Below are 12,122 nucleotides of genomic sequence, written 5' to 3'. Positions count from 1 at the left end.
GGCGCCCGGGTGGGCGCCCCGGGTCACGATCAGTCGGTTTTCCAGCCCTTTTCAAACAGCATCTTGCCGGGCCATGTGTAGGCCATCACGCCGCCGTCGGCGAGAATCGTTTCGCCGGTGACAAACGAGCTGTCGTCGCTGGCCAGAAACAGCGCTACCTTCGCCATCTCTTCCGGTTTACCGAGCCGGCCCATCGGCGTCACCCACTTCTGCGCCTCGCGGAACTGCTGGCCGCTGTCGTCTTCCGGACTGCCGGCGAGATTGCTGACCAGCGGTGTCTCGATGGTGCCGGGAGCGAGAGCGTTGACGCGAATGCCGCTGCGGCCGTAGTCGATCGCCATCGTTTTGGTCATGTTGGCTACCCCGCCCTTGGCCGCGTTGTAGCCTGAACGGTCCAGATCACCGGCGGAGGCCGACATCGAGGTGGTGTTGATGATCGAGCCGCCGCTGTCCAGCATCAGCGGAATCAGATACTTGCTGACCAGAAAGGTGCCGCGCAGGTCGGTGGCGATGATGCGATCAAAAAGCTCGGTGGGGTATTCGTGCAGCTTGCCACCTTCCTGATCGATGCCGGCATTGTTGAACAGGATATCCAGCCGGCCGTGATCGGCCTTCACCTGCTCGGCAAAGCGCTGGACATCCGCCTCGCTGGCGACATCCAGCCGGTGGCCTTCGGCGCGGTAGCCGGCGTCAACAATGGCGCTGACCGTGCGCTCGATTTCTTCTTCGTTGACGTCAGCGCAGATGACGGTAGCGCCTTCCTCGGCAAAGGCTTTCGCCGTGGCGGCGCCAATCCCGGTAGCGGCACCGGTCACCACGGCAATGCGTTGATCGATTCTGCCCATGATCGACTCCCTCTGATTGGCAGGTGGCATCATGTCCATGACGCCTCAAAGGGCCTCAATAAAGCAGTTGCCCGGCCCCTGTGCCAGCTCAACGCCCGGGGCGTCGTGTCGCAGGGGCGGCGCCGAGTCGATGGCAGGGGCTATTCGGCGTGCCACTCGGCGCCGGTCAGCTCACAGGAAACGTCCCAGAGCCGCTCGCCCTGCACCGGGTCGCGGGCGGCTTCCGACATCCGGGCGCGTCTGGGCGCGCCGCGCGTCTCGCCCGGGCCGTCGGGGCCGAAATAATCCCCCGGACGAATGTCGCTGGCGGTGGCGGCATGGATCGTGGGGCGGGCGCCCTCGGTGGCGTTCTGGCTCAAAAGCGGCATCGCCAGGCGAAACAGGGTGCCCACCAGCAGGCGGCTTTTCACGCCGTGATCAAACAGCGCCGTGCGCGACAGCCCCGGATGGGCCGCCAGGCTGTCCAGCCCCCACAGCTCCCGGTTGCTGTGGCGTTGCAGGGTCTGGCTGAACATCAGCATGGCGAGCTTGGACTGGCGATAGGCGCGCCACGGGTCGTAGTCACGGCTGGCCTGCAGGTCGTCAAAATCGATGCGCCCGCCGCGGTGGGCCAGGCTCGACAGCTGCACCACCCGCGGCGCCGCGGCGTGCATCAGCTGCGGCAGCAGCAGGCTGGTCAGCAGGAAGTGACCCAGATAGTTGACCCCGAACTGACGCTCGAAGCCCTCCTCGGTCGTTTCACGCTCGGGCAGGGCCATGACGCCGGCATTGTTGATCAACAGATCCAGTGACGCTTCGCTCGTGCGGATGCGGTCGGCAAATTCGCGCACCGAGGCCAGCCGATCGAGCTCGAGCGGCTCGAAGCGTACATCGGCCTTGGGCGATTCGTTGCACAGCGCCTCGACGGCGGCCCGGCCCTTGTCCGGATTGCGCGCGGCCACGATGACCCGGTAGTTCTGGTGCATCAGGGTGCGCGCGGTTTCAAACCCCAGCCCCGTATTGGCGCCGGTCACCACGGCCAGCCGCCGTTTATCAGCGCGTTCAGTCATGACAATGCTCCGCAGTGGACAGGCGGGCGATCAGGTGTGATCCGTCTCGCTGATGGTCTGAATAACCTCAAAGCCCTCGAACTTCGGCGGCCCCAGATACAGCCCCTCGCGGCGGCTCTGGCCGGCATTGGCATGGGCGGCGCGAAAGGCCTCGGAGTGCGTCCAGGCCTCGAAATCCTCGCGCGAGCGCCAGATCGTGTGGGAGGCGTAAAGTACGTGATCCTCCTCATGGGGGCCACGCAGCATATGGAACTCGACGAAGCCGGGCAGGCCCTGCAGGTGGGTTTCACGCTCCAGCCAGAGCTTTTCGAACTCCTCGACACGCTCGGGATTGACCCGAAACCGGTTCATGGCAATAAACACCGGGCACGCTCCTGTTATCCGTCAGCACCGGGCGCACCGTGCGCCCGCTCATGGCATGACGATGGCACCTTGCAGGCCTGTGGGCAAGATTATCAGGCATGCTGGCGCATGTTGGGCCACTGCACCTTTTGGAGGTATCTGTCATGACACCAGTAATGAGCCTGTCACGGTTGATAACGCAACCCTGGCAACAGGGAGAGTTTTTCGGGGGATCGGATGTCAGCCTGGGAGCGCTGCTTGGTTTGAAAGCATTGGGCATTACCTATAGTGAAGTACCCCCGGGCAGGTCGGGTTGCCCATTTCATTGCCATCATGTAGAGGACGAGCTTTTTGTCATTCTGGAGGGGCAGGGGGAGTATCGCTTCGGACAGGAACACCACCCTGTCACGGCCGGTGATGTGCTTGGCGCGCCAGCCGGGGGTAGGGAAACTGCCCATCAGTTGATCAATACCGGCGACAGGCCGCTTCAATATCTGGCCATTTCCAGCATGGCATCAGCAGATATCATTGAATATCCCGATTCAGGCAAGTTCATGGCGCGAGCCGATGGTGCTGACAGGCGACATGTCCGGCTGCTGGGTCGACATGATGATATGCCGGCTTACTGGGAAGGTGAGCCGGGAGAATAGGTCATCCCCTAATGTCAGGGGCCGGCCTTTATAAGCGGGACCGATTATTATTGTTCAGCCTTCGGTGACATCTGAAACCAACAGTCCATCGCAGGGCTGTCCCGCCGGCAGTGCTTGAGTGCTCTCGCAGGTCAATAGCCAGGCATCCTGCTCACCAAGTAGTTCCAGTCTGTCACTTTCACGCCTCAGGGCCGTGCCTTCCGGCAGGGCCACCACCCGGGCCTGTGGGTTGAGCGCCAGATATTCGCTCAGACGCTCTTCCCGGCTCTCGCCGTGATGGCCGGCACTCCTGCCGGCCATGAAATGCGGGTTGATCTGGAAGGGCACCAGCGCAAGGGTGCGAAAGCTCGGCGGCTCGATGATCGGCATGTCGTTGGTGGTGCACAGGGTCGGGCCGGCGATGTTGGCCCCGGCGCTCCAGCCGATCCAGGGCAGCCCTTCGCGCACGCGCTCGCGAATGACCTCCATCAGGCCCGCCTCATGAAGCCGGCTGATCAGCGCGAAGGTGTTGCCACCGCCGACGATGATCGCCTCGGCGCGGCGTATTGCCGCCTCGGGATCATCATTGTCGTGAAGGCCTTCAAGGGTAATGCCCGCGGGTTCGAGCGCCCGGCGCACGTTGTCGAGATAGACGTCAAAGGATCGGCTGACGCTGGCATAGGGGATAAACAGCGCCCGCGTGATCGGCGTGGGGTGCGCGCTCAGAAAATCCCTGATCAGAGGGCGGGCGTATTCCAGATAGCCGGTGTTGCCCGCCATGGCGCTGCTCAGCAGTAGAAGTCGTGACATGTCGTTTCTCCCCGACAGGGTCTTCACCAATATAACCGGCGCAACGGACAGAAGGGCCACGATCCGAACGTGCGGTGCGACTACCCGGTCGCCACCTCCAGCCCTTCGCGGGTCACCTCGCCAAGAAAATCGATCTCCTCCGGGGTGATCACATAAGGCGGCATCCAGTAGATGACGTTGCCCAGCGGGCGCAGCATCGCGCCGCGGGACATGGCGTGCTGGAAGACGCGCAAGCCGCGGCGTTCGCGAAAGTCATAGGGTTCGAGCGTCGACTTGTCCTTCACCATTTCGATGGCGACCACCATGCCGGTCTGGCGCACATCGCCGACGTGCGGGTGCTCGCGCAGCGGCGCGGTGACCTGCTCGATGCGCGTCGACTTGTCGCGATTGGTCGCGATCACGTCATCGTCTTCCAGAATATCGAGGGTCGCCAGCGCCGCGGCACAGGCCAGCGGGTTGCCGGTATAGCTGTGCGAGTGCAGAAAGGCCCGCAGCGTCGAGTAGTCGTCGTAGAAAGCGGCGTAGATCTCGTCGGTGGTCATCACCACCGACAGCGGCAGATAGCCGCCGGTGATCGCCTTGGACAGACACAGGTAGTCCGGGCGCACGCCGGCCTGCTCGCAGGCGAACATCGTGCCGGTACGCCCGAAGCCGACGGCAATTTCATCAAAAATCAGCTGCACGTTGTGACGATCGCACGCCTCGCGCAGCCAGGTCAGATATTCCGGCGGGTACATGCGCATGCCGCCGGCACACTGGATCAGCGGCTCGACGATCACCGCGGCCAGTTCCTCATTATGGCGCTCGAGCGCGGCTTCCATGTGGGCGAAGGCCACCCGGGCCTGATCGACCCACTGATCGCGCGGCAGGCCAAAGCCGTCCGGGGCCGGCACCTTGATCACATCCAGCAGCAGCGAGCGGTAGGTATCGGTGAAAATCGCCACATCGCCCACCGACAGCGCGCCCAGCGTCTCGCCGTGATAGCCGTTGGTAATGGTCAGAAAGCGCCGCTTCTCCGGGCGCCCCTGGTTGTGCCAGTAGTGATAGCTCATCTTGAGCGCGATCTCGATCGCCGAGGAGCCATTGTCGGCGTAGAAGCAGTGCCCCAGCCCGTCGGGTGCCAGTCGACCCAGCCGCTCGGAGAGTTCGATGACCGGCTGATGGGTAAAGCCCGACAGGATGACGTGCTCGAGCGTGTCGAGTTGACGCTTGATCCGGTCGTTAATGCGCTCGTTGGCGTGGCCAAGGATGTTGACCCACCAGGAGCTGATGGCGTCCAGGTAGTGCCTGCCCTCGAAATCCTCGAGCCAGACCCCCTTGCCCGAGCGAACGGGGGTGACCGGCAGGGTCTCGTGATCCTTCATCTGTGTGCAGGGATGCCAGAGACTGGCGAGGTCGCGCTGCATCCATGTGGCGTTATCGTTCATGAGGCTCCAGCAGGGAAGTGAGATCAAGACAGGCGCCGACCCGCTCAGCCGTTGGCGCCTCGAGATGGGGCACTACACCCAGACAGGGGATGCTGCCCCGGTCGCCCAGCCAGTGCTTGAGCGTGGCCAGGTTGGCGTCCAGCCGGGCGGTGTGCTCATCGATGACGTTAGCGACCCAGCCGGCGACCTTCAGCCCGTCACGCTCGATGGCCTCCAGGCTCAGGCGCGCGTGATTGATGGCGCCCAGGCGCACGCCCACCACCAGAACCACCGGCAGGTTCAGCGCCACGGCCAGATCGGAAAGACAGGCGTCATCACCGAGGGGCACGCGCCAGCCGCCGGCGCCCTCGATCAGGGTGAGATCGGCCTGCCGGGCCAGCAGGGCCTGCATGGGCGCCAGCAGGGAGGCCACCGACAGCGCCGTGCCGGCCTCACTCGCGGCGATATGCGGGGCGATGGCGGGTTCGAACGCCCTGGGGTTGATCGCGTCATAGGGCAGCGGCGGCGTGCACTGCGCCTGAAGCGATAGCGCATCGGCATTGCGAAGCCCCCCCAATGTGGGTTCGCTGCCGGAGGCGACGGGCTTGCCGGCGGCGGTGGTCAGGCCGCGCGCGCGTGCGGCGTGCAGCAGCCCTGAGGCGATCAGGGTCTTGCCGGCATCGGTATCGGTGCCGGTCACGAAAAAGGCAGCAGGGGTCATGTCAGGCGTTCGGTCGGTCATGGGGGAAATCTTCAGACTTTTGCATTACCACCAGCGCCACCTGATAGGTGGTGGGCAGGCCCTCGGGCGTGCGACCGCGCTCCAGCGACTGCGTGACACGCGCCCAGTGGCGGCGACTCATCAGGCCGCTGCGGGCCGGCCTGTCGAGGGTGGCGGCGCCCACGGCCTTCAGCGCCCGCAGGCTTGCCGCGGCGCTGTCATGAAAGATCTGAAACGCCGCGCAGTAATGGGTGTGTGGGGTCAGCCGGCTGTGATGCAGATGCTCGACAAGCGCAGCCGGCGTGAGGAACGTATTGACGCGAGGGCGGTTGTCGAGTGCGGCGAAAGCACGTTTCAGTTCGATCAGACTGCCATCGAGCAGGGTGGTAAAGGCGAGCCAGCCACCCGGCCGCAGCACGCGGTCGGCCTCCTCGAGAAAGCCGCCTGGTGTGGTACACCACTGGATGGCCAGACTCGAGGTCACCATGTCCAGCGTGCCGCTCTCGAACGGCAGCTGCTCGGCATCACCCGGCTGCCAGTAGAGTCGATCACGGCCGTGGCGGCGTTCTGCTTCGGCGAGCATGCCGGGGGCCGGGTCGATGCCGGTGATCGTGGCGCCGGGGTAGCGCTCGCGCAGCCCCCGGGTGACCTGGCCGGTGCCGCAGCCGACGTCCGCCAGCTGCCCTGGTGAGGCCTCGGGCGGCAGGGCGCGCAGCAGGGCATCGGCCACGTCACGCTGCAGTCCGGCGTGGGCGTCATAAAAGGGCGCCGCGTTGGAAAAGCTCATGGCGATGCGCTGTTTCAGGGCCGGTGTCGCCTCAGTCATGGACGTCTCCCGACCGGTGCTGCCGGACGAAGGCCGCCATATGACGCGCGCACGCGTCGGGGTGTTCCAGCACGACAGCGTGACCGGTATTGGCAATCTGCTGAGCCGCACTGTCAGCGGGCAGGAGCTCGCTGATGGCATCGCAGGCCTGCCGGGGCACCAGGGCATCGGATTCGGCCAGCAGGTGCAGCCCGGGGCATGGGAGCGAGGCGAGCCGGTCGCGCAGGTCGATGTGCTCAAGCAGGGCAAGCCCGGCCTGCGCCTGTTCGACGCTCATGGGCGCGGCGTGGGACTCCAGCTGTCGGATCATCGGCGCCAGCGGCGCACTGCCGCGGGCGATCAGTGCGATAAAGCGTGAGCGGGTCTTCTCCGGGGCGTCCTGCCAGCGGCTCTGAAACGCCGCCAGCGTGGCCGGGGGCAGGGCACAGCTCCAGTCGCGGCGGGTGATGAAACTGGCGTTGCTGCCCAGCGTCATGACGCCGGGGCAGCGCGCGCCGCGCCGGGCGGCCAGCGCCACGGCGAGCATGCCGCCCAGCGACCAGCCGGCCAGCCAGGCGTGTTCGGGCAGGCGGGCGTCAAGATCATCGAGCCAGACCTCGAGCGCGTCATTATTGGTGGCGGGCAGGGCGGCGCACTCGATCGTCCAGCCGGACAACGGCACCCGGAGGGCATCCGTCAGGGCCGCCAGGGATGAGGGCGCCATGCCCCAACCGGGCAGCAGCACCAGGGTCGAGGGAAGCGACATCATGAAATGACCTGCCGACAGCAGCGTTCAAGGGTGGCGAGCAGGCGATCCAGATCGGCGTCGCTGTGCGCGGCCGACAGCGTGACGCGCAGCCGCGATTGCCTTGGCGGCACCGTGGGCGGGCGGATGGCGGTACACAGAATGCCGTTGTCATAAAGACGCTCGGACAGCGCCATCGCCGCCTGCTCGCTGCCGACCAGCAGGGGCTGGATGGGCGTCTCGGAGGGCATCAGGGTGATGCCGGGCAGCGCCAGCGTGGTCAGTTCCCGTCGAAAGCGCTGGATCAGGCGGTGCAGATGGGCGCGCCGTTCGGGCTCGCTCTGCACGATCTCGAGTGAGGCCAGCGTGGCCGCGGCCAGCGCCGGTGAGAGGCTGGTGGTATAGATCAACGGCCGGGCAAACTGGATCAGACTCTCGATCAGGGTGTGACTGCCGGCCACGAAGGCGCCCTGGGTGCCCAGCGCCTTGCCCAGCGTCCCGACCAGAATGGGCACCTGATCAGCCGTCACGCCCTGCACCGCCAGCGTGCCGGCACCGTTTTCGCCCAGCACGCCCAGACCATGGGCATCATCGATCATCAGCGGCGTATCACAACGCTCGGCCAGGGTCGCCAGCGCGGCGACATCAGCGCAGTCGCCATCCATGCTGAACACCCCATCGCTGACCAGCAGCCGATCGGCGTTCGGTGGAAGCCCGGCGAGCGTCTGCTCCGCCGCGGCGACGTCACCGTGAGCAAAGCGATGCAGACGCGCGCCTGAAAGGCGGGTGCCATCGAGCAGCGAGGCGTGGTTGAGCCGGTCATGAACGACGTGGCTGCCGCGGGGCATCAGTGCCGAGATGACCCCCAGGTTGGCCTTGTAGCCGCTGGAGAACAAAAGCGCCCGCTCGCGGCCGGTCCACTGCGCCAGACGCGCTTCCAGGCGGTCGTGGATGTCCTGATGGCCGTTGACCAGATGCGAGGCGCCGCCACCGACGCCATATCGGCGCGCGCCGTCACACAGGGCCTCGACCACGGGCGGATGGGTCGCCAGTCCCAGATAGTCGTTGCTGCAAAAGGTCAGCACGTCCCGGCCGTCGATCCGGGTATGGACCCCGGCATCGCGCTGATGGCGGCGCGTCCGGTAACGGCCGGCATGGGTCTGCTGCTCGAGGCGATGACGCAGGGCGGTATCGAAGGCGCTCATTCAGGCCTCGATCTCAATGGGCGGTGGCATCGGTGGTCATCCCGGCCACCCGCGCGCGATAGAGCTGCTCCTCCAGCATCGACTCATGGGCGGCATCATCGACATCGTGTCGCTGTTCCGGGTAAAGCCCCAGACGCTCGAACAGCCGCTGGTCGTGAGCCGCCTGCGGGTTCTGGGCGGTCAACAGCCGCTCGCCGTAGAAGATCGAGTTGGCGCCGGCGAAAAAGGCCAGTGCCTGGGTTTCATCGCTCATCAGCTCGCGCCCGGCGGCCAGGCGCACGTGAGAGGCGGGCATCAGGATGCGGGCGACCGCGATGGTGCGAATGAACTCGATCGGGTCGAGGTCTTCAACATGTTCCAGCGGCGTGCCCTCGATGCGGATCAGCATGTTGATCGGCACGCTTTCCGGGTGGGTGGGCAGATTGGCGAGCTGCTGCAACAGCCCCGCGCGGTCGCTGACGCTCTCGCCCATGCCCAGAATGCCGCCGGAGCAGATCTTCATGCCGGCCTGACGGACGTGATCGAGCGTCTCCAGCCGGTCGGCGTAGGTGCGGGTGGTGATGATCTCGCCGTAGTACTCCGGCGAGGTGTCCAGGTTGTGGTTGTAATAATCAAGTCCGGCGTCTTCCAGCGCCTCGGCCTGATCCCGGGTCAGCATGCCCAGCGTCATGCAGGTCTCGAGTCCCATGGCGCGCACGCCGCGCACCATCTCCAGCACGTAGGGCATATCCTTCGCCCGCGGATTTTTCCACGCCGCGCCCATGCAGAAGCGGCTGGCGCCGACTTCCTTCGCCCGACGCGCCTCCTCCAGCACCGCCTCGACCTGCATCAGCTTTTCGCGCTCAAGGCCGGTGTTGTAGTGGCCCGACTGCGGGCAGTACTTGCAGTCCTCCGGGCAGGCGCCGGTCTTGATCGATAGCAGCGTGGAGATCTGTACCGCGTTGGGATCGAAGTGCTGTTGATGCACGCCCTGCGCCCGAAACAGCAGCTCGTTGAAGGGCAGGGCCAGCAGCGCCTCGATCTCGTGGCGCTGCCAGTCGTGACGACAGGACTCGGCGGTGGCGGCGTTGAATCCGGCGGCAGGCATAACCTTGTTAACCTTGTCAGGAGTAAAAGATAACGGAGACTCTGCCAGTGTCGCTGGTTAACTTCAAATTTGCGGTTGGTTAACAAAGAAAATTGTATATCCGTATTGTCTGAAAAGGGCGCGCTACACTGCGGGCCACCGCCACATTCGTGGCGCCCTGTAATGTCCAACGGTCCGCTTGTGACCCTTGCCCGCTTTACCTATCCGTTTGAGCCCATGTGTTCAGGGGGCTGCTTGAATCGCGCGGCGTGACGGCCTTTCTCATGGATGAGCACCTGATCACCCTGCAGCGGATGTGGGAAATCGCGCTGGATGGTGTGAAGGTCAGGGTGGCCCCGGCGGATCTCGAGACCGCCTGCGAGGTGCTCATCGATTACCGGGCGCATCGGCTGACCACACCGTCGACTGCTACTGATGAACCGATGCCGCGCAGAAAGAACGCCTTTTACGGCTGGCGGCTACTGGTGATCGCCTGCCGGGCGGCGACCGGGGTGGTGTTTCCGCTGCCAAGAAGTCGGGACGAATATTGATCAGCGGTGGATCAGTAAGTGATCTGAATCGATTAGTATATAATGTAAATATAAACGGTGTAGCGTTGATATATTATTGGCTGTCGCCGAAAAGATATTGCTACTTTTTGTTCTGCATATATATAGTATCAAAGATGCAAGTGTTAACAGATGATCTCGCTAGAATCGTATCGTCATTGAAGGGAGTGCTGCTATTTATAACTAAGAGTCTCGTGGTTTTACTATCCTGGAAGAATAAATAGACTGAACCGTATACAATGCCAAGCGACAGCTTTTCGTTGTGGTTTCATCTTCACTACAAAGCTGTTCGTGTTGGCGGCGTTATAAAGGATTGTTTCATGAAAACTCTTGCCCATAAAACAAGATGTTTTTTGGAGGCTAATCATGCGAGCTTGGATCTTCCATTCCTAAGCATGTTTCCACACAATTGCTGTGAAATCGCCTCGCTTGTACTAGGTCAGGTCTTAATCGACGCATATCCTGAGAATGAAATATTCATGGTTAAAGCTGAACGTGTTGGGCATGGGCGGCATTTCTGGCTTAAATCAGGTAAAGAAATTTACGACATCACTGCTGACCAATTTGCAGAAGTTGAGCTTCCCGTCATCGGTGAGTTATCCAGCCCATTAGCCAAAAAATATGAAGCTTATGATATTTCTGAAATTCGCTCCGAGTTAGCAGAGAACGATTTTGGAATTCATGCAAGCATTTTTTCTAAAATCTCGAAGACAGTACGAGAAACAGTATAACAATGCTTCAATTGGTTCGCTTCGCTCACCGCTTTTCTAAACATGCGTTCATCAATCATCGTGCCCTCAAAACAAAATGTGAATGAATATGCCCTCTGAAAATGCAGGCAACGTCGTTGTCGCCCTTGCGCAACTCCCGATTACCCGGGGCGCCGTAATGGAGAATATCGCTACCCACCTGCGTTACATCGAGCAGGCTGCCCGGCACGGCGCCGACGTGTTGATGTTTCCCGAGCTGTCGCTGATCGGCTATGAACCGGATCTTCTCGAAGCGCTGGCCATGGCTTCTGATGCCGAGGTGTTCGAGATGCTGTCGGATGCCGCCACGGCCCACAACCTGGTCGTGATCGCGGGTTGTCCGCTGAGCAACGACGGCAGCAGGCCGTACATCGGGGCGCTCATCTGCTTTCCCGACGGTCAGCGCACGCTGTATGCCAAGCAGCACCTGCATGATGGAGAGGCTGAGTACTGCGCACCCGGGCATGCGGACTGTCTTTTTACCGTCAACGGCGTGCGCCTCGCGCTGGCGGTCTGCGCCGATTTTGCCCACCCCGCCCACGCGGAAGCCGCCGCGGCCCAAAGTGCGGAGGTATACCTGATTAGCGCGCTGATTTCCGAAGCCGGCTATGACGTTGATGCCGAGCTGCTTGCCGGCATCGCCCGGCGTCATCAGTGGCCGGTGCTGCTCTCCAACCATATGTCTTACACCGGCGGCTGGCAGACCTGCGGCAAAAGCGGCGGATGGAACGCCCGCGGCGAACGCGTCATCGGCGCTGAAAGCAATGACGCCTGTCTAGTGCTTTGCACGATTCGCGGCGGCGTGCTGGATGGAACATTAGGGCGCGTGGTGGAGATGGAGCACGTCGGCTGATGGTCACGCCCGTCTTCACCGTGCGGCCCTTTAAAAGCCTGCCGGACACATGATGAAAAGCCCACTGTTCGGTGGGCTGTCTGTTCTATCCATCTATCAAGGCTGATGCTCTGCTTATAGCGTATGACTGGTTAAGCAAAAGTAGCATTGTTAGTTTTTGTTAGTAGTCCATTGTTTATTTATCTAATGAAAGGAGGGCTTATGGCTGTCAAACACATACCTACTGGTGTCATTCACAAAGGTAATAAAGGCGGAAAAACCGGCTGTGGCTTTGATACGAAAGACCATTCAGATCATTGGGTGTCTTCAGGAAGTAGAATTACCTGTG

The 12,122-nt window shown here is 62.7% G+C and carries 14 protein-coding genes; 4 read left to right on the top strand and 10 right to left on the bottom strand.

Going from position 1 to position 12,122, the window contains the following annotated elements; translation table 11 throughout:
* Positions 1-29 precede the first annotated feature (29 nt).
* The 3 genes from M1D97_RS15290 to M1D97_RS15280 all read right to left on the bottom strand — a co-directional run bounded on the left by M1D97_RS15290 (position 30) and on the right by M1D97_RS15280 (position 2,257).
* Complete coding sequence (locus tag M1D97_RS15290; protein ID WP_456268560.1) at positions 30-845, bottom strand: SDR family oxidoreductase; 816 nt, start codon at positions 843-845, stop codon at positions 30-32.
* 140 nt (positions 846-985) lie between these two features.
* On the bottom strand, positions 986-1,894 hold the full coding sequence (locus tag M1D97_RS15285) for an oxidoreductase (RefSeq protein WP_456268559.1): 909 nt from the start codon (positions 1,892-1,894) through the stop codon (positions 986-988).
* A 30-nt stretch (positions 1,895-1,924) separates the two neighbouring features.
* Positions 1,925-2,257, bottom strand: coding sequence for an antibiotic biosynthesis monooxygenase family protein (locus M1D97_RS15280; RefSeq protein ID WP_456268558.1), 333 nt, complete (start codon positions 2,255-2,257; stop codon positions 1,925-1,927).
* Between the two features lie 143 nt (positions 2,258-2,400).
* Here M1D97_RS15280 and M1D97_RS15275 point away from each other — a divergent pair, with 143 nt between their 5' ends.
* Positions 2,401-2,886 (top strand): cupin domain-containing protein, encoded by a 486-nt coding sequence (locus M1D97_RS15275; protein WP_456268557.1) that lies wholly within the window; start codon positions 2,401-2,403, stop codon positions 2,884-2,886.
* Between the two features lie 54 nt (positions 2,887-2,940).
* Here the strand turns inward: M1D97_RS15275 and pepE are convergent, their stop codons facing one another.
* From pepE to bioB, 7 genes are all read right to left on the bottom strand, one after another.
* A complete protein-coding gene (pepE, locus tag M1D97_RS15270) occupies positions 2,941-3,675 on the bottom strand; it encodes a dipeptidase PepE (RefSeq protein ID WP_456268556.1) in 735 nt (244 codons plus the stop codon).
* 80 nt (positions 3,676-3,755) lie between these two features.
* Positions 3,756-5,102, bottom strand: a complete 1,347-nt coding sequence (locus M1D97_RS15265; RefSeq protein WP_456268555.1) for an adenosylmethionine--8-amino-7-oxononanoate transaminase — start codon at positions 5,100-5,102, stop codon at positions 3,756-3,758.
* The gene (bioD, locus tag M1D97_RS15260) at positions 5,092-5,823 is read right to left on the bottom strand and encodes a dethiobiotin synthase (protein WP_456268554.1); all 732 of its coding nucleotides are present in this window, start codon (positions 5,821-5,823) and stop codon (positions 5,092-5,094) included. Before bioD ends, M1D97_RS15265 begins: the two co-directional genes overlap by 11 nt.
* Entirely contained in the window at positions 5,804-6,628 is an 825-nt protein-coding gene (locus M1D97_RS15255) for a methyltransferase domain-containing protein (protein ID WP_456268553.1), read from the bottom strand. The genes bioD and M1D97_RS15255 overlap by 20 nt, the downstream gene beginning before the upstream one ends.
* The gene (locus tag M1D97_RS15250) at positions 6,621-7,376 is read right to left on the bottom strand and encodes an alpha/beta fold hydrolase (protein ID WP_456268552.1); all 756 of its coding nucleotides are present in this window, start codon (positions 7,374-7,376) and stop codon (positions 6,621-6,623) included. The genes M1D97_RS15255 and M1D97_RS15250 overlap by 8 nt, the downstream gene beginning before the upstream one ends.
* Complete coding sequence (gene bioF / locus M1D97_RS15245) at positions 7,373-8,557, bottom strand: 8-amino-7-oxononanoate synthase (RefSeq protein WP_456268551.1); 1,185 nt, start codon at positions 8,555-8,557, stop codon at positions 7,373-7,375. The genes M1D97_RS15250 and bioF overlap by 4 nt, the downstream gene beginning before the upstream one ends.
* A gap of 13 nt (positions 8,558-8,570) precedes the next feature.
* Positions 8,571-9,644 (bottom strand): biotin synthase BioB, encoded by a 1,074-nt coding sequence (bioB, locus tag M1D97_RS15240; protein ID WP_456268550.1) that lies wholly within the window; start codon positions 9,642-9,644, stop codon positions 8,571-8,573.
* 248 nt (positions 9,645-9,892) lie between these two features.
* Between bioB and M1D97_RS15235 the strand changes: the two genes are divergently transcribed.
* The 3 genes from M1D97_RS15235 to M1D97_RS15225 all read left to right on the top strand — a co-directional run bounded on the left by M1D97_RS15235 (position 9,893) and on the right by M1D97_RS15225 (position 11,794).
* Positions 9,893-10,174, top strand: coding sequence for a hypothetical protein (locus M1D97_RS15235; protein ID WP_456268549.1), 282 nt, complete (start codon positions 9,893-9,895; stop codon positions 10,172-10,174).
* A 338-nt stretch (positions 10,175-10,512) separates the two neighbouring features.
* Positions 10,513-10,923, top strand: coding sequence for a hypothetical protein (locus M1D97_RS15230; protein ID WP_456268548.1), 411 nt, complete (start codon positions 10,513-10,515; stop codon positions 10,921-10,923).
* Positions 10,924-11,080: 157 nt separating this feature from the next.
* Positions 11,081-11,794 (top strand): carbon-nitrogen hydrolase family protein, encoded by a 714-nt coding sequence (locus M1D97_RS15225; protein WP_456268547.1) that lies wholly within the window; start codon positions 11,081-11,083, stop codon positions 11,792-11,794.
* The last annotated feature ends 328 nt before the right edge of the window (positions 11,795-12,122 follow it).

It is taken from the genome of Kushneria sp. AK178, from assembly GCF_053903105.1.
Note: the sequence above shows the minus strand (reverse complement) of the source record. Positions and strands in the feature narration are given on the sequence as shown.

Coding starts and splice junctions, on each gene's coding strand:
- M1D97_RS15255 (WP_456268553.1), bottom strand. CDS start 6,628: ATGACTGAGGCGACACCGGCCCTGAAACAGCGCATCGCCATGAGCTTT.
- M1D97_RS15275 (WP_456268557.1), top strand. CDS start 2,401: ATGACACCAGTAATGAGCCTGTCACGGTTGATAACGCAACCCTGGCAA.
- M1D97_RS15230 (WP_456268548.1), top strand. CDS start 10,513: ATGAAAACTCTTGCCCATAAAACAAGATGTTTTTTGGAGGCTAATCAT.
- M1D97_RS15250 (WP_456268552.1), bottom strand. CDS start 7,376: ATGATGTCGCTTCCCTCGACCCTGGTGCTGCTGCCCGGTTGGGGCATG.
- bioB (WP_456268550.1), bottom strand. CDS start 9,644: ATGCCTGCCGCCGGATTCAACGCCGCCACCGCCGAGTCCTGTCGTCAC.
- M1D97_RS15290 (WP_456268560.1), bottom strand. CDS start 845: ATGGGCAGAATCGATCAACGCATTGCCGTGGTGACCGGTGCCGCTACC.
- M1D97_RS15225 (WP_456268547.1), top strand. CDS start 11,081: ATGGAGAATATCGCTACCCACCTGCGTTACATCGAGCAGGCTGCCCGG.
- bioF (WP_456268551.1), bottom strand. CDS start 8,557: ATGAGCGCCTTCGATACCGCCCTGCGTCATCGCCTCGAGCAGCAGACC.
- bioD (WP_456268554.1), bottom strand. CDS start 5,823: ATGACCGACCGAACGCCTGACATGACCCCTGCTGCCTTTTTCGTGACC.
- M1D97_RS15265 (WP_456268555.1), bottom strand. CDS start 5,102: ATGAACGATAACGCCACATGGATGCAGCGCGACCTCGCCAGTCTCTGG.
- M1D97_RS15285 (WP_456268559.1), bottom strand. CDS start 1,894: ATGACTGAACGCGCTGATAAACGGCGGCTGGCCGTGGTGACCGGCGCC.
- pepE (WP_456268556.1), bottom strand. CDS start 3,675: ATGTCACGACTTCTACTGCTGAGCAGCGCCATGGCGGGCAACACCGGC.